Raw genomic sequence first — 17,081 nt, forward strand, 5'->3', positions numbered from 1 at the left:
GCTTCTGGGGGTGCGGCTGCTGCTGGGGGGCCTGCTCGCGGGCCTGGGCCGGCTCGGCCCAGACGGCCGTCCCGTAGGCGCAGACCTCCACGCCGCCGCCGATCGCGGCGGTGTCGAAACGCATGCCGACCACCGTGTTCGCGCCCATGCGGCGCGCCTCCTCGCGGAGCCGGTCGACCGCCTCGCGGCGGGCCGCGGACAGGCCCACCGACGGCTGCTCCCCCGTCACCCGGAACGTGGCGCTGCTCCCGCCGTGGCCGGGCTGCGGCGCGGCGGCCTGGTCGGCCTGGACGGCCGTGCCGAGGACCTCTCCGAGCACACTCCTGATGTCGTACCCCGCCACGCCGTCAGTCGTCAGGATCAGCATGCCCACCACGGTAGATGACGTCTCGGACGATTGCGACGCAACCGCGAGAGAAGGGGCGCCCGCATGCCACCGCCCTCCCGGCGCGCGGCCGGAAGGGCGGTCGGTGCAGTGGATGGAGGACGGTTAGTCGAGCGGAGCTCGTCCATTGAAAGGTGGTGGGTGGGGGCTGGAGGACGGTTAGTCGAGATACTCCTTCAGCATCTGGGCGCGTGACGGGTGGCGCAGCTTGGCGAGGGTCTTGGACTCGATCTGGCGGATCCGTTCCCTCGTCACGCCGAACTCCCTGCCGACCTCCTCCAGTGTGCGCGGATGCCCGTCGGTCAGGCCGAAGCGCAGCTGGATGATGCGCTGCTCCCGTTCCGAGAGGGTGCCCAGGATGTCCTCCAGCTGGTCCTGGAGAAGGATGAACGCCGCGGCCTCGATGGGCACGACGGCGTCCGAGTCCTCGATGAAGTCGCCGAGGTCGGAGTCCTCCTCGCCGATCGGCGACTGCAGCGACACCGGTTCCTGCGCGATCCGCTGGATCTCGATGACCCGGACGGGCGACAGCCCCATCTCCAGGCCGATCTCCTCGGGGGTGGGTTCACGGCCGAGATCCTGGTGCATCTGCCGCTGCACCCGGACCAGCTTGTTGATCGTCTCCACCATGTGCACCGGGATGCGGATCGTCCGGGCCTGGTCGGCGATCGCCCGGGTGATCGCCTGCCGGATCCACCAGGTGGCGTAGGTCGAGAACTTGAACCCCTTGGTGTAGTCGAATTTCTCGACCGCACGGATCAGTCCGAGATTTCCCTCCTGAATCAGGTCGAGGAAGAGCATTCCCCGGCCCACGTAGCGTTTCGCGATCGAGACCACCAGCCGCAGGTTGGCCTCGATCAGGCGTTGCTTCGCCCGCGCACCCTCGCGGGAGAGCAGTTCGAGGTCGAGCAGCTCGCCGCGGGCGAGGACGGCGGTACGCGCCATCTTCTCCTCGGCGAACAGTCCCGCCTCGATCGATTTCGCGAGTTCTACTTCATCTTCTGCCGTGAGAAGCGGTACGCGACCGATCTCTCTCAGGTAGATCCGAACCAGGTCGCTCGTCGGCGCCCGCTTGCCGAGGTCACCCTCGTCCACTCGCGTGACGTCCTCGGTCTCCTGCTGAGACTCGAGGACCTCCACCCCCTGCTCTGCGAGCATCCGGACGACCCTTTCCAGGGAGTCGTCCGGCAAGTCCGAGCGATCGAGCGCGGCAGCGACGTCCTCGACGGTCACACCGCCGCGTTCTCTGCCACGTGCGACGAGGTCCGCCACCTGATCAACCGATGGCGCCTCGCTTGGCAGCACCGAAGGGCCCACGCAGACAGTCTGCGTCAAACCGGGGCTAGATCACAGGACCTATTTTGCGGTCCCTTCACTTACTGTGATCCGAGCCCTCGCTCCCGCAACACCCGTCGCTGCTGCTCAAGCGCGACAAGATCGCCGAAGAGCCGCTGGTACTCCTCGGGCGCCTCGACCGGATTCAGCCGTCCGAGTTTAGATTTCACGTCGGCGATCATGCGGGTGAGCTGGCGTTCCTGTATTCGGGCGAGCAGTTCCACGGCATAACGGTCATCCGATTCCTGGGCGGACCGGGCCGGCTCCACCCCGAATCTGGTGATCAGCTCTCTCACCTGGTCGTTCGGTGCCCGTTCCAGCAGGTGGGCGACCCATTCGGTGACGGTGCCCGCGGCCGTGACGCCGCCGGCCTCCGCGATGACCACGCGCACCGCGGCGTGCGGCGGCGCGATGAACGCCTCGGCCGGGACCTCGTCGAACACCGGCCCGAGCAGTGCCGGGCGCTGGACGGCCAGCTTCAGCAGCTCCCGCTCCCGCTGCACCTCGGGATCGTTCGGATCGAACGCCGGACGCTCGGGCGCCGCCGGGGCCTCGCCGCCGCGCCCGTTGCCCCCGTGGGCGCGTCCGTTCCGCCGCGCCGCCAGCTCGCGGACGCGGCGCAGCACGAACTGCTCGTCCATGATGCCGAGCCAGCGGTCGAGGCTGACCGTGTACCCGTGCCGGAGCGAGCGGTCCTTGATGGACGCGACGACCGGCGCCGCGGCGTCCAGCGCCGCCAGCCGGCCCTCGACCGTGTCGAGGTCGTGCTGCTCGATCGCGCTGCGCACCTTGAACTCGAACAGGGGAAGCCGGGAGGCGACCAGGTCGCGCACCGCCGCGTCGCCGTGCCTGACCCGCAGGTCGCACGGGTCGAGGCCGTCCTGCTGGACGGCCACGAACGTCTGCGTGACGAACTTCTGCTCGCCCTCGAACGCGCGCAGCGCCGCCTTCTGCCCGGCGGCGTCGCCGTCGAAGGTGAAGATCACCTCGCCGCGGAACTCGTCCTGGTCCATCAGCAGCCGGCGCAGCACCTTGATGTGGTCGTCGCCGAACGCCGTCCCGCACGTCGCGATCGCCGTCGGGACGCCCGCCAGGTGGCAGGCCATCACGTCGGTGTAGCCCTCGACCACCACGGCCTGCCGCCGCCGCGCGATCTCCTTCTTCGCCAGGTCGGCCCCGTACAGCACCGACCCCTTGTGGAACAGCGGCGACTCGGGGGTGTTCAGGTACTTGGGGCCGTCGTCGTCCTCGTAGAGCTTGCGGGCGCCGAACCCGATGACGTCGCCGCTCAGGTCGCGGATCGGCCACATCAGCCGGCCGCGGAACCGGTCCATCGGGCCGCGCCGCCCCTCCTTGGCCAGCCCGCCCGCGATGATGTCGCGGTCGGCGAAGCCGCGCCCGCGCAGGTGCCGGACGAGGCCCTCCCACTCGCGGGGCGCGAAACCGACCCCGAAGCGGGCCGCGTCGGCGGCCTCGAAGCCGCGCTCGGCCAGGAACGTGCGGGCGATCGCGCCCTCGTCGGAGTCCAGGCGCGCGGTGTAGAACTCGGCGGCCGCCTTGTGCGCCTCGATCAGCCGGGCGCGCTGCCCGCCGTCCTGCCGGGGGCCGCGCCCGCCGCCGTCCTCGTAGCGGAGCTGGATCCCGGCCTGGGCCGCGAGCCGCTCCACCGACTCCGAGAACGAGAGGTGCTCCATCTCCTGGACGAACTTGATGACGTCGCCGCCCGCCTCGCAGCCGAAGCAGAAGTACAGCCCCCGCGAGGGCGTCACGTTGAACGACGGCGACTTCTCGTCGTGGAACGGGCAGAGCCCCTTGAGATTGTCCCCGCCCGCGTTGCGGAGCTGCAGGTAGTCGCCGATCACGTCGGCGATCGACGAGCGCTCCCGCACCAGCGCGATGTCCTCATTGCGAATCCGGCCTGCCACGACGAAGGAGTCTACGGCGGGGCCGCGACATCCGGCGCCCGACGCCCGAACCGGTCCGCGCCCCGCCCGCCGTGGCCGGACCCGGCCGGGTCGGCGGGCGGCGGCGCCTCGATCACTCTGGACAACCCGTACCGTCGCGCGATGTGATGACTGACCGAGATTTCGCTCACATCAGGCGGACCCGATGACGGATGTTGTGCTCGACGGCGTCGAGAAGGTGTACCCGGGTGGGCAGGTCGCCGTCCGCGACCTCCGTCTGCGGATCGACGAGGGTGAGCTGTTCGTCCTGCTCGGGCCGTCGGGCTGCGGCAAGTCCACCGTCCTGCGCATGATCGCCGGGCTGGAGGAGGTCACCACCGGCGACCTGTGGCTGAACGGATCCGTCGCCAACGGGCTCGCGCCGCGCGAGCGGAACGTGGCCATGGTGTTCCAGGAGGGCGCCCTCTACCCGCACCGCACGGTCAAGGGCAACATGATGTTCCCCTTGGAGGTGTCGGGCGACGACCGCGCCGAGGCCGGCGCCAAGGTCGTCGAGCTGGCCCGCGCGCTCGGCATCAACTCCATGATCGACCGGCTGCCGGGCACGCTCTCGGGCGGCCAGCGGCAGCGCGCGGCGATCGGGCGGGCGCTGATCCGCGAGCCGTCGCTGTTCCTGATGGACGAGCCGCTGTCGAGCCTGGACGCGGGACTGCGCACCGAACTGCGCATCGAGATCACCGCCCTGGTGCGCTCGACGGGGACCACGACCGTCTACGTCACGCACGACCAGGTCGAGGCGATGACGATGGCCGACCGGATGGCGGTGCTGCGCGACGGGCTGCTGGAGGACGTCGGAACCCCGGAGCAGATCTACGAGGACCCGGCGACGGTGTTCGTGGCCGCGTTCCTCAGCTCGCCGCCGATCAACCTGCTGCAGGCCACCCTCTGGGCCGTCGAGGGCGAGGGGCTGGTGCTCGACTTCGGCTCCCAGCGGCTGAGCGTCCCGTGGAACGATCCCCGGGCGTCGTCGCTGATCAGCCACCACGGCCGGTCCGTGATCGTCGGAGTCCGCCCCGACACGCTGCTGCCGGTCACGCCGGGCTCGCCGGCGCCGCCCGGCACCACCCTGTCCGGCCGGATCCGCGCGATGGAGTTCCACGGGCACGAGTGGCTCGCCTACGCCGAGGCGGGCGTCCCCACCGCCGACGCGGCCGAGGTGGGGCGGCCGCCGCCGCCCGAGCCCCGCGACCCCGGGCGCCCCGGCATGCGCGGCAGGCTGCGGACGCTGCTCGGCGGGCCGGTCCGCGACGACCCGCCGGTCGAGGAGCACGCCGGCCACCACCGCCGCTCCGACCTGGTGTTCCGCATCGCGCCGGGCAACCGGCCGCAGCGCGGCGACCATGTCGCGCTGCGCGTCGATCTGAGCCGCGTCCTGTTCTTCGGCGCCGACGGCCACCGCGTCACGCCCGTCCACCGGTAGTCCGCGCCGGGCGGTCAGGCGGGCCGGCCCGCGCCCGCCCGGACCCCGCCGCTGTAGAGGCGGATCTTCCACTGGATGTGCTCCTGCTGCTCGCGCAGCCTGGCGATCCGCGCCTCCACCCGGCGGTCGTGGTCCTGCAGCAGCTCCAGCCGCTCCGCGACCGTCCCGGTCCCGCCGCGGGCCAGCTCCGTGTACCGCAGCATCTCGGCTATCGGCATGCCGGTCTCGCGCAGGCACCGCAGCATCCCGAGCCACTGCAGGTCGTCGTCGCTGAAGACGCGCCGCCCCGACGCGTTCCGGGCGATGCCGGGAAGCAGCCCGATCTTCTCGTAGTAGCGCAGCGTGTCGATGCTGAAGCCGCTCTTCTCGGCGGTCTGGGCGGGAGAGTAGGCGCTCACGTCCCCAGAATCCCACCTGGAGTGCACTCCAGGTCAACGATGCGGAGCAGTTTGACCTGGAGCGCGCTCCAGGCCGCAGAGTGGGGAACGCCCGCGGGGGTAAGGCCCCGCGGACGAGAACCGGGACGAGAGGAAATCTTCATGCGCGTCGGCCTCCAGATACCGAGCTTCACCTTCCCCGGCGGACCCGAGCAAATCGGCCCGACCTACGGCCGCATGGCCCGGGAGGCCGACCAGGCGGGGCTGGACTCGCTGTGGGTCATGGACCACTTCTTCCAGATCGACATGGTGGGTCCCCCGGAGGATCCGATGCTGGAGAGCTACTCCGCGCTCGCGTACGCCGCCGCGCTGACCGAGCGGATCACGCTCGGCACGATGGTCACCGGCGTCACCTACCGGCATCCCGGCATCCTGCTCAAGACCGTGACGACACTGGACGTGCTGTCGGGCGGACGGGCCTGGCTGGGCATCGGCGCCGCCTGGTACGAGCAGGAGGCGCGGGGGCTCGGCACCCCGTTCCCGCCGGTGGCGGAGCGGTTCGAGCGGCTGGAGGAGACGCTGGAGATCGCCCACCGGATGTGGAAGGGCGACGAGTCGGCGTTCCGGGGCGGGCACTACACGCTGGAGCGGCCGCTGAACTCGCCGCCCGCGCTGCGGCGGCCGCATCCGCCGATCCTGATCGGCGGCGGCGGGGAGAAGAGGACGCTTCGGCTCGTCGCCCGGTACGCGGACGCGTGCAACCTGTTCGACGGCGACGAACTGCCTCACAAGCTGGACGTGCTGCGCGGGCACTGCGAGCGCGAGAGCCGCGACTTCGCCGAGATCGAGAAGACCTCGCTCGGCTACTTCACGGGCACGCCGTCGGCGGACGAGGTCGCGGACACCGTCGGACGCCTCGCGGAGAGCGGCATCGACCACGCGATCTTCTCCCAGGGCGCCGGCCAGGACCTGGCGGGCGTCCTCGGCGAGGCCCTGGCCCGGACCGGGGAGATCGTCCCCGCGGGACGGTGAGGCGCCGGACGGCGGGGCCTCAGGCCGCCGACGGGGTGAAGACCCACTTCTTGTACGACCAGTAGCGGAACCCGGCGCCGAACGCGACGCCCGCCAGCAGCCCGGCGTTGAAGCCGACTCCGCCGTGCAGCCCGAGCGTGTAGTACGTGAAGCCGGTGCAGAGCACCTGGATCAGCAGGCCCACGCCGTTCAGCGCGAAGAAGACCGCCAGCTCGCGGCCGGAGCCGTCGCTGTCGCGGTGGCGGAACACCCAGAACCGGTTGAGGAGGTAGGAGGCCAGCGTGGACACCACGGTGGGGATGACGACGCTCGTGATGGGGCTGCCGCCGAGCCACGCGCGCATGAGGTTGGCACCGAAGACCATGATCAGCGTGCCGACGACCCCGACGAAGCCGAAGCTGAGGAGCTCGCCGAGGAACGTCCGGTACGCCGGGGCGGTTTCAACCGTTTTGACCGGCCTGGACCGCTGCATGGTGCTCACTCGCCCAGACCTTACCTGACTAGGACATATACGAATGGCCCAACCCCGGCAAAAGATCAACAGCCTCCCTCAGGACTCCGCCGTGGCGGTCGCGGGAGCCAGCAGGACGATCAGGCCGACCAGCCCGACGGGGACCGCCAGCGCCCACCCGAGCCCCACGCCCTGCGCGACGAACCCGATGACGGGCGGGCCGCCGAGCAGTCCGAGGTAGCCCACCCCGGTGACCCGGGAGATCCCCGCCGCGGCGGGGACGCCGGGGATGTTGCCGGCCGCGCTGAACGTGACGGGCGCCACGACGGCGGCGCCCAGGCCGAAGATCGTGAAGCCGCACACGGCCGCCGCCGGATGGCCCGCGGCGAGGCCGAGCCCGAGGCCGAGCGCGGCGGTCAGCGACCCGGCCCGCAGGACCGGAACGGGGCCGAACCGGGCGACGACCCTGTCGCCGGCGAGCCGGCCGACCGTCATCGCCACCGCGCACCCGGCGTAGCCGAGGCCGGCGACGCCGGGCCCGGTGCCGAGGTCCTCCCGCAGGTAGATCGCGCTCCAGTCGGCCATGGCGCCCTCGCCGACGAACGAGCACAGCCCGATGACCCCGAGCATGACCAGCAGCCACCGGGACGACGGCGCGGCGGCGGGTGCCCGCTCCCCCGCCGCGGGCGGCTCCGCGGGCACGGGGACGGCGTCGGCCGAGCGGTCCAGCAGGCCACGGCAGCCGACCGCCATCAGCGCCGCCAGCGCCACGGCCGCCGCCGCCAGGTGCAGCGGGACGGGCACGCCCGCCTGCGCCGCAGCCGAGCCGGCCAGCGCGGCCACCAGCGTCCCGATGCTGTACGCGCCGTGCAGGCCGGACATCAGCGGCCGCCCGTAGCCGCGTTCCACGGCCACCCCCTGGGCGTTCATCGCCACGTCCATCAGCCCGAGCGAGGCGCCGAGCAGCAGCAGGGCCAGGGTCAGCGCGCCCAGGTTCCAGGCGAGCCCGAGCGGGACCAGCGACGCCGCGCAGGCGATGCCGGCGGCGATCGTCGTCGCCCTGCTGCCCCGGCTCGCGATGATCCGTCCCGCGAAGCGCACGGCGACCACGACGCCGACGGGGGCGCCGAGCAGGGCGACGCCCATCGAGCCCTCGCTCAGCCCCAGATGCTCCTTGATCTGCGGAATGCGGACGACCCAGGCGGCGGCGAGCAGTCCGTGCGCGGCGAACGCCACCGTCACGGCGACCCGTGCCCGGCCGAGAGCCGCGATCTTGTCCGTCACCACCCGGGAGACAGTACGCGCCTTACGGACCGCGCGGCACGGGCTCCCGGCGGCCGGTCACCGCCGCACCGCGTCAGGCCAGGTCGGCCAGGGGGACGCCCGGGTCGGCGAGGCGGGCGGCGTCCACTTGGCGCCCGGACCGGATCAGGGCCTGGATCTCCCCGGTGACGTCCCAGACGTTGACGTTCATCCCGCCGACCACCCGGCCGCCGGACAGCCAGAAGGCGATGAACTCCCGGGAGGCGGCGTCCCCGCGGTACACCACCTCGTCGTACTCCCCCGGCGACGCGACGCCCGACATCTCCATGCCCAGGTCGTACTGGTCGCTGAAGAAGTACGGGACCCGGTCGTAGGCGACGTCCTGCCCGAGCATGGCGCGGGCGGCGGCGGGCCCGCCGTTCAGGGCGTTCGCCCAGTGCTCCACGCGGACGCGGCGTCCGAGCAGGGGGTTGTAGGCGTTGGCGACGTCCCCGGCCGCGAAGATGTCGGGGTCCGAGGTGCGCAGCGACTGGTCGACGAGGATCCCGTCGGAGACCTCCAGCCCGGCCTCCTCCGCGAGCGCGGTGTTGGGCCGGACCCCGATGCCGACGACCACGACGTCCGCGGGCACCTCGGCGCCGCCGGAGGTGACGACCGCCGACACCTGCCCGGCGCCCCAGAAACCGGCGACGCCCTGGTCGAGCCGCAGGTCGACGCCGTGCTCGCGGTGCAGGTCGCCGAACATCCCGCCGAGCTCGGGGCCCAGCGCGGCGTGCAGCGGCGTCGGCTCCGGCTCGATGACCGCCACGTCGTTGCCGTGGGTGCGGGCGGCGGCCGCCGCCTCCAGCCCGATCCAGCCCGCCCCGGCCACCACGACCCGGCGCCCGCCGTGCGCGAGGGCCTGCTTCAGCGCCGCCGAGTCCCCCATCGTCCGCAGGTAGTGGATGCCCTGCAGCTTCGACCCGGGCACCTCCAGCCGCCGCGGGGACGCGCCCGTCGCCAGGAGCAGCCTGCTGTACCCGATCGGCTCCTTCGTGGACAGGCGCACCTGGTGGGCGTCCCGGTCGACGGCGGCGACGGAGGCGCCGAGCCGCAGTTCCACGTCGTGCTTGTCGTACCAGTCGGCCTCGTGGACGTGGGCCTTCTCGCGAGGCTCCCGGTCCAGGAGGAAGCCCTTGGAAAGCGGAGGCCGCTCGTACGGCCGCTCGATCTCGTCCCCGATCAGAAGCACTCTGCCCGCGAAGCCTTCCTCGCGGAGCGTCTCCGCCGCCTTGGCACCCGCCAGGCTGGCACCGGCGATGACGAACGTCTCCTCGGGCATGGCGACCTCCAGTAGTTGACCTGTAGCCATCCCTACAGCGCGGTCTGTAGTGAGACAAGGGTCACCGTCGGGCGCGTCGAGGCATATTCCACCCGGCGATCGGCCCGGAAATGCCGCCGGCGGCGGTCAGGAGGCGTCCTCCAGCATGCGGTGCCGGGCCATCGCGGAAAGGTCGGTCAGCGAGGCGACCTGGTCGATCACCGCGCGGAGCCGGCCCGCGTCGTCGCCGGCGTCCTCGAACGCGGCGCGGAAACCGGGTTCGAGGGTCCCGGGCGCGCCGGCCAGCGTCATCTCGGCCAGCTCGGTGATCAGCGTCCGCTGCCGGGCCCTGACCTCCTCGTGGCTGATCCACACGTAGTGGGCGGTGATGCCCTTGAGCAGGGCGTTCTCCAGCCGCTGGGCGCGCGGGACGATCAGCTCCGCCGCGTACCGGGTCAGCGGGCGGTCGCCGTAGGCCTCGCGGGTGGCGGTCTCGGCGGCCACGCAGAACCTGCCGATCAGGGTGCTGGTGAGGTTCTTGAGGGCGGCCAGGCTGCGCGGCGTCCCGTCGTACCGGTCGGGCCAGTACGGCTCGGCGAGCAGCCCGGTGAAGCGCTCCGCCAGCTCGGCCGGGTCGCCGCCGGGGCAGTACAGCTTGACCGCGGTGGCGGCGACCAGGCGGCGCTCGGCGGGATCGGCGAGGCGGGCGAAGTCGATGTGCCCGGCGACCAGCGCGTCCTCCAGGTCGTGGACGGAGTAGGCGACGTCGTCGCTCCAGTCCATGACCTGGGCCTCGAAGCATGTGCGGCCGGGTTCGACGCCCTCGCGTACCCAGTGCGCGACGTCGACGTCGTCCGGGTACACGCCGAACTTCCCGTTGACCGCATCCGCCTGGGTCCAGGGGTACTTCATCGAGGCGTCCAGGGCGGCACGGGTCAGGTTGAGGCCGACGCTGCGTCCGTGCAGCGGCGGGCCGCCGGGGGCGAACGACTTGGGCTCCAGCCGGGTCAGGACGCGCAGGCTCTGCGCGTTGCCCTCGAACCCTCCGCAGTCGCGTGCGACGACGTCCAGGGCGGATTCGCCGTTGTGCCCGAACGGCGGGTGCCCGATGTCGTGCGCCAGGCACGCCGTCTCGACCAGGTCGGGGTCGCAGCCGAGGGACTTGCCCAGTTCGCGGCCGACCTGGGCGCATTCGAGCGAGTGGGTCAGCCGGGTGCGCAGGCTCTGCACGGTGTCGGTGCCGGCGTCCGCACCGGGCGAGGCGACCTGCGTCTTGGCGGCCAGCCGCCGCAGGGCCGCGCTGTGCAGGACGCGGGCGCGGTCGCGTTCGAAGGCCGTCCGGTCGCGCCGCTTGGCGGGCTCGGGCGCCCAGCGCCGCCCGTCGCGGGCGGTGTAGCGGCCGGAGCCGCCGTGAGTGAAGGTGATCGTCATGTCCCTGTCCAGGGTATGCGGGCGCGATGACGTTCCGTTGACCTTCGGGGAGGGCCGCGGCGGCGGGGCCCGGTGTCAGCGGCTCGGCGGCGGATCGGACGGCTGCGAGGACGGCTGCGAGGACGGCCGGACGGACGGGTCGATGTGAATGCGCCTGACGGTCTCGTCCGGCACCTGCACGCTCCTGCCCAGCAGCACGTACGACAGGTACGCCCCGGTCTCGCGGACGATGTACTGGAACTGGGTCTCGCGGGTCTGGACGCTGGGGCCGCTGCGGGTCGGCGAGGCGGCCGCCTCGACGCCGTGGTCCGCGGCCATCTTCTTCGACCGCAGCCCGTGCCACGGATCGGTGACGATCACGCCGGACGACCAGTGGTGCCGGTCGAACTCCTTGCCGAGGGCCCGCATGCTTTCGAGCGTGTCGCGCCCGACCGGCACCGCGAAGACCTTGGCGGCGGGCACCCCGCCCTCCTCGATCAGCCAGGCGCGGCCGGCGCCCGCCTCCGTGAAGTTGTCACCGGGGGCCTTGCCGCCGACGGTGACGATGGCGGGCGCGACGCCCTCCCGGTAGAGGTCGAGGGCGTGCTGGAGCCGCCATTGCAGGGTCGGGGACGGCTTCCCGTTGTACTGGGCGGCGCCCAGGACGACGATCGCGTCCGACTTGGGCCGCTCGTCCTGGCGGGCCTGGTGCCAGACCCGCCCCCCGACGGCGAGGGGCGTCAGCACGGTGACGGCGAGCAGCCCGAGGACGACGTACAGCGGCACCGTGAGCCAGAGCGGTCTTCTGCGCCGCCGACGCTTCCGCCCGGCGGGCTCGGCCTGGTCGGGGTCCCCGGTCTCCGGCACTTCCATTTCCAACGTCATCGCTTGGGACACGTTAGTTAGATGGCGCGGCGGGCGTGGGAAGTTCCCGAACCCGGCGTGCCGCACGCCACGTCCGGGCCGGCGGCCGGTCCCCGCGCGCAGGCCGGGGGACGGCCGCCGGGACCGTCACCGGCTGTCGCCGCCCCCGGAACCGCCGCCCGACGCCTGGATCGCGGCGCGTCCGGCCTCCAGCCGGGCGACCGGGATGCGGAACGGCGAGCAGGACACGTAGTCGAGCCCGACCTCGTGGCAGAAGTGCACCGAGTCGGGGTCGCCGCCGTGCTCGCCGCAGATGCCGAGCTTGATCCCGGGACGCGCCTCGCGGCCCTCCTCGGCGGCGATGCGGACGAGCCGCCCGACGCCGTCGCGGTCGAGGGTCTCGAACGGGGACACCCCGAAGATGCCCAGCTCCAGGTAGCGGCCGAAGAACGCGGCCTCGACGTCGTCGCGGGAGAAGCCCCACGTGGTCTGCGTGAGGTCGTTGGTGCCGAAGGAGAAGAACTCGGCGGCCTCGGCGATCTGCCCGGCGGTCATCGCGGCCCTCGGCAGCTCGATCATGGTGCCGATCAGCGCGGGGACGTCGGCCCCGGTGGCCTCCCTGACGTCGTCCAGGATGGCGCGGGCCTCGTCGCGGACCGCCTCCAGCTCCTGGACGGCCCCGACGAGCGGGATCATGATCTCCGGGCGCGGGTCGCCGCCCGCGGCGCGCCGCGCCGCCGCGGCCTCGGCGATCGCGCGCACCTGCATGCCGAACAGTCCCGGAATCACCAAACCGAGCCGCACGCCGCGCAGGCCCAGCATAGGGTTCTGCTCGTGCAGTCGGTTGACTGCTTCGAGCAGTCTCCGGTCCTTGGCGTCGGCGTCGTCACCCGCCAGCGCGACCCTGACCGACAGCTCGGTGATGTCGGGGAGGAATTCGTGCAGCGGCGGGTCGATCAGCCGGATCGTCACCGGCAGTCCGTCCATGGCCTCGAAGATGCCCTCGAAGTCGCTCCGCTGGAGCGGCTCCAGGGCGTCCAGCGCGGCCTGGCGCTCCGTGCCGTCCGCGGCGAGGACGAGCTTCTCGATGAGCCGCCGGCGGTCGCCGAGGAACATGTGCTCGGTGCGGCACAGCCCGATGCCGGCGGCGCCGAACCGGCGCGCCCGCGCGGAGTCCTCGGCGTTGTCGGAGTTCGCGCGGACCTTCAGCGCGGCCCGCGAGTCGGCGTGCGTCATGACACGGTCGACGGCCTTGACGAGGTCGCCGCCCTCCTCGGCGGACAGCTCGCCCTCGAAGTACTGGACGACGGGCGAGTCCTCGACGGGGACCTCGCCGAGGTACACCTCCCCCGTCGTCCCGTCGATGGAGATGACGTCGCCCTCGCCGACCGTCACTCCGCCGGGCGCGGTGAACCGCCCGGCCTTGACGTCGACGTCCAGCTCCTCGGCTCCGCAAACGCAGGTCTTGCCCATGCCGCGGGCGACGACGGCGGCGTGCGAGGTCTTGCCGCCCCGGGACGTCAGGACGCCCCTGGCGGCGACCATGCCGGCGAGGTCGTCGGGGTTGGTCTCGCGGCGGACGAGGATGACGTCCTCGCCCCGCCCGGCGAGTTCCACCGCCCGCTCGGAGTTGAACACGACCTTGCCGACGGCCGCGCCGGGCGAGGCGTTCATGCCCTTGGTCAGCTTCCGGACGCCCTCGACCCGGCTGGCGAAGCGGGGGAACATCAGCTGCGCGAGCTGGTCGCCGGTGACGCGGCGGGCGGCCTCGTCCTTGTCGATGAGCCCCTGGTCGAGGAGCTGGCAGGCGATGCGGAACGCCGCGGCGGCGGTCCGCTTGCCGACCCGGGTCTGCAGCATCCACAGCTTCCCGCGCTCGATCGTGAACTCGATGTCGCACATGTCGAGGTAGTGGTTCTCCAGCGTCTCCATGATCTCGAGAAGCCGGTCGTAGGACGCCTTGTCGATCCGCTCCAGCTCCGTCAGCGCGACGGTGTTGCGGATGCCGGCGACGACGTCCTCGCCCTGGGCGTTCTGCAGGTAGTCTCCGTAGACGCCCTGCTGCCCGGACGCGGGGTCGCGGGTGAAGGCGACGCCCGTCCCGGAGTCCATGCCCATGTTGCCGAACACCATCGAGCAGATGTTGACGGCCGTGCCGAGGTCGACGGGGATGCGCTCCTGGCGGCGGTAGAGCACCGCGCGGTCGGCGTTCCACGAGTCGAACACCGCAGCCACGGCCATGTCCATCTGCTCGCGCGGGTCGGTCGGGAAGTCCCGGCCCGCCCGCTCCCGGACGATCGTCTTGAAGCGGCCCACCAGCTCCTCGAAGTCCCCGGCGGTGAGGTCGGCGTCGTCGTCGCTGCCGCGGGCCCGCTTGACCTCCTCGACGGCGTCCTCGAACAGGTCGCCGTCGATGTCCAGGACGGTCTTGCCGAACATCTGGATCAGGCGGCGGTAGGAGTCCCACGCGAACCGCTCGTCCCCCGCTTGCGCGGCGAGACCGTGCACGGACTCGTCGTTGAGACCGACGTTGAGGACGGTCTCCATCATTCCGGGCATGCTGAACTTGGCGCCGGAACGCACGCTGACCAGCAGCGGGTCGTCGCTCTGGCCGAGCTTCTTGCCCATCGCGGACTCGAGGCCGGCCAGGTGCGCGTTCACCTCGTCCGCCAGCCCCTCGGGCAGGTTCCCGTGCTCGAGGTAGTACCGGCAGGCCTCCGCGGTGATCGTGAACCCGGGAGGCACGGGCAGTCCGAGGTTGGTCATCTCGGCCAGGTTGGCGCCCTTGCCGCCCAGCAGATCTTTGAGGTCCTTGTTTCCCTCAGTGAAGTCGTACACGAACTTCGGCACGGGGAGCTCCTTCTCGCTCCGGTTCCACCCAGTGGCAGTCTCGAGCCCGCCGGGGCGGGGCGCGGCATCGCGTTCCCGCAGGCCGCGACGAGTCCGCTGCCCTGTTTGCCGGGACTGTACCCGCGAAGCCCGGCCTTGCTCGGCGCCCGGTGCGGCAAGGGGCGTTATCCCAGGTCAGATGCCAGATAGTGGTCTATTCCATTGGGGATCGCCCCCAGAGAACACCGGCTCGCGCGCGGGGCGCGGCCCGGACGGAGCATCCGGGGAACACCCCGCACACGGTGGCGTACCCACCCCGCTGGAGAGGGAATGATGGATCAAGGAGGTGAGGTTGTGAGGCCTAAGGTCGCCGGCGGCCGGGCGGGGGATCCGTTCGCCCCGATAGCCGATTTCGGGTTCCTGTCCGACTGCGAGACGACCGCGCTGGTCGCGCCGAGCGGCAACATCGAGTGGATGTGCCTGCCGCGGATGGACTCGCCGAGCGTGTTCGGGTCGATCCTGGACCGCGACGCCGGGTACTTCCGGGTCGGCCCGGCGGGCGTCGAGGTGCCCGCCGCGCAGCGCTACATCCCCGGCACCATGGTGATGGAGACCACCTGGTGGGTGCACGGGGGCTGGCTCGTGGTGACGGACGCCCTGCTGATGGGGCCGTGGCACCACGAGACGGAACGGTCCCACACGCACCGCAGGGCCCCGACGGACTACGACGCCGACCACGTCCTGCTGCGGATGGTGCGGTGCGTGAACGGGCAGGTCCAAGTGCGGCTCGACTGCATGCCGGTGTTCGACTACGGCCAGACGCCCGCCCGCTGGGAGCACACCGGGGCCGGGTACCACGAGGCCCTCGCGCGCGGCAACGGCGTCGGCCTGCGGCTCAGCACCGACATGAACGTCGGGTTCGAGGGGTCGCTCGCCACGTCCCGGACGCTGCTGAAGCAGGGCGAGTCCCGGTTCGTGGCGCTGTCGTGGAGCGAGCACGCGGCGCCGTCGTCCTACGAGGAGGCGCACGAACGGCTCGTCTGGACCGTCCACCACTGGCAGCACTGGCTGGACCGGGGCCGGTTCCCCGACCACCCGTGGCGCAGCCACCTGCAGCGCAGCGCGCTGACGCTGAAGGGGCTGACGTTCGCCCCGTCGGGCGCGGTGGCCGCGGCGGCGACCACGTCGCTGCCGGAGGCGCCGGGCGGCGACCGGAACTGGGACTACCGCTACACCTGGATCCGCGACTCCACGATGGCGCTGTGGGCGTTCTACACGCTCGGCTACGACTGGGAGGCCAACGACTTCTTCTACTTCATCACCGACGTCGCCGAGGCCGCCGAGGGCAAGCTGCAGATCATGTACGGGCTGGACGGGCGGGAGGAGCTGCCCGAGTCCACGCTCGACCACCTCACCGGCTACGACAACGCCCGCCCCGTCCGCATCGGCAACGAGGCGTACATGCAGGCGCAGCACGACGTGTGGGGCGCGATCATCGGCTCCATCTACCTGTTCGTGCGCAAGCGGGACCGGCTCGACGACCGGCTCTGGAAGATCATCATCAAGCAGGTGGAGGACGCCGTCGCCAACTGGCGGACCCCGGACTGCGGCATGTGGGAGGTGCGCGGCGAGCCGCAGCACTTCACCTCGTCCAAGATCTTCTGCTGGGTCGCGGCGGACCGCGGCGCCCGCCTCGCCCGCGTCCGCGGCGACCAGGACCGGGCACGGCGCTGGCAGGCGGCCGCCGACGAGATCCACGCCGACGTGATGGCGAACGCGCTGGACGAGCGCGGCGTCTTCACCGCGCACTACGGCGCGACGGCGCTGGACGCCTCGGCCCTGCTGATCCCGATGCTCGGCTTCCTGCCCGCCGACGACAAGCGCGTCCGCGAGACCGTCCTCGCCATCGCCGACGAGCTGTCGGAGGACGACCTCGTCCTGCGCTACCGGGCCTCGGAGACCGACGACGGCTTCGAGACGGAGGAGGGCACGTTCACGATCTGCTCGTTCTGGCTGGTCAGCACGCTGGTGATGATCGGGGAGCTGGACCGGGCGCGTGCCCTGTGCGAGAAGCTGCTGTCCTACGCCAGCCCGCTGCAGCTGTACTCGGAGGAGATCGACCCGCACACGGGCCGCCATCTCGGCAACTTCCCGCAGGCCTTCACCCACCTCGCCCTGATCAACGCGGTCATGCAGGTGATCAGGGCCGAGAACGACGAACCCCAGCCGCCGCTGGCCTGACCCGGTGATGGCGGGGCGCCGCGACCGGGGGCGGCCCGTCGCGGCGCCCCGCCATCACAACTCGGCGACAACCGCCGGAAATGCCCCTTTTGCCGAAATTTCCGGCTTACCGTGCGGCTGTGAGTACGCCACCTCCTGCTGACAACGACTCCGAACCGGCCGGCGGATGGGCCCCACCCGACCCGCCGGGCCCTGCGGAGAACGCTCCGT

13 protein-coding genes are annotated in these 17,081 nt (G+C 71.9%); 3 read left to right on the plus strand and 10 right to left on the minus strand.

Going from position 1 to position 17,081, the window contains the following annotated elements; genetic code table 11:
• The 3 genes from E1281_RS23915 to dnaG all read right to left on the minus strand — a co-directional run.
• Nucleotides 1–367: heavy metal-binding domain-containing protein (locus E1281_RS23915; protein ID WP_131881825.1), on the minus strand; the 367-nt coding region annotated here is incomplete at its 3' end.
• Between the two features lie 177 nt (nt 368–544).
• Entirely contained in the window at nt 545–1,690 is a 1,146-nt protein-coding gene (gene rpoD, locus E1281_RS23920) for an RNA polymerase sigma factor RpoD (protein ID WP_131881842.1), read from the minus strand.
• A 71-nt stretch (nt 1,691–1,761) separates the two neighbouring features.
• Nucleotides 1,762–3,645: a DNA primase gene (dnaG, locus tag E1281_RS23925; RefSeq protein WP_131881827.1), complete on the minus strand. Its 1,884-nt coding sequence runs from the start codon at nt 3,643–3,645 to the stop codon at nt 1,762–1,764.
• A gap of 184 nt (nt 3,646–3,829) precedes the next feature.
• Between dnaG and E1281_RS23930 the strand changes: the two genes are divergently transcribed.
• Nucleotides 3,830–5,104 carry an ABC transporter ATP-binding protein gene (locus E1281_RS23930; protein ID WP_131881829.1) on the plus strand — a complete coding sequence of 425 codons (1,275 nt, stop codon included), beginning with the start codon at nt 3,830–3,832 and terminating at the stop codon, nt 5,102–5,104.
• 14 nt (nt 5,105–5,118) lie between these two features.
• Here E1281_RS23930 and E1281_RS23935 read toward each other — a convergent pair whose 3' ends face one another.
• Complete coding sequence (locus E1281_RS23935; protein WP_131881831.1) at nt 5,119–5,502, minus strand: MerR family transcriptional regulator; 384 nt, start codon at nt 5,500–5,502, stop codon at nt 5,119–5,121.
• A gap of 141 nt (nt 5,503–5,643) precedes the next feature.
• Here E1281_RS23935 and E1281_RS23940 point away from each other — a divergent pair, with 141 nt between their 5' ends.
• Complete coding sequence (locus E1281_RS23940) at nt 5,644–6,513, plus strand: LLM class F420-dependent oxidoreductase (protein WP_131881832.1); 870 nt, start codon at nt 5,644–5,646, stop codon at nt 6,511–6,513.
• Nucleotides 6,514–6,532: 19 nt separating this feature from the next.
• On the opposite strand, the gene E1281_RS23945 is transcribed toward E1281_RS23940, so the two are convergent.
• From E1281_RS23945 to ppdK, 6 genes are all read right to left on the minus strand, one after another.
• Complete coding sequence (locus E1281_RS23945) at nt 6,533–6,985, minus strand: GtrA family protein (protein WP_243717331.1); 453 nt, start codon at nt 6,983–6,985, stop codon at nt 6,533–6,535.
• 78 nt (nt 6,986–7,063) lie between these two features.
• Nucleotides 7,064–8,251, minus strand: coding sequence for an MFS transporter (locus tag E1281_RS23950; protein WP_131881834.1), 1,188 nt, complete (start codon nt 8,249–8,251; stop codon nt 7,064–7,066).
• A 70-nt stretch (nt 8,252–8,321) separates the two neighbouring features.
• Nucleotides 8,322–9,548 (minus strand): FAD-dependent oxidoreductase, encoded by a 1,227-nt coding sequence (locus tag E1281_RS23955; protein WP_207943452.1) that lies wholly within the window; start codon nt 9,546–9,548, stop codon nt 8,322–8,324.
• A gap of 126 nt (nt 9,549–9,674) precedes the next feature.
• Nucleotides 9,675–10,958, minus strand: coding sequence for a deoxyguanosinetriphosphate triphosphohydrolase (locus E1281_RS23960; RefSeq protein WP_131881836.1), 1,284 nt, complete (start codon nt 10,956–10,958; stop codon nt 9,675–9,677).
• 75 nt (nt 10,959–11,033) lie between these two features.
• Nucleotides 11,034–11,822 carry a YdcF family protein gene (locus E1281_RS23965; protein ID WP_131881838.1) on the minus strand — a complete coding sequence of 263 codons (789 nt, stop codon included), beginning with the start codon at nt 11,820–11,822 and terminating at the stop codon, nt 11,034–11,036.
• 126 nt (nt 11,823–11,948) lie between these two features.
• Complete coding sequence (gene ppdK, locus E1281_RS23970) at nt 11,949–14,651, minus strand: pyruvate, phosphate dikinase (protein ID WP_131881840.1); 2,703 nt, start codon at nt 14,649–14,651, stop codon at nt 11,949–11,951.
• A gap of 333 nt (nt 14,652–14,984) precedes the next feature.
• Here ppdK and E1281_RS23975 point away from each other — a divergent pair, with 333 nt between their 5' ends.
• Nucleotides 14,985–16,871, plus strand: coding sequence for a glycoside hydrolase family 15 protein (locus tag E1281_RS23975; RefSeq protein WP_243717329.1), 1,887 nt, complete (start codon nt 14,985–14,987; stop codon nt 16,869–16,871).
• Nucleotides 16,872–17,081: the final 210 nt, after the last annotated feature.

Source organism: Actinomadura sp. KC345 (assembly GCF_004348515.1).
Classification (GTDB): Bacteria; Actinomycetota; Actinomycetes; order Streptosporangiales; family Streptosporangiaceae; genus Spirillospora.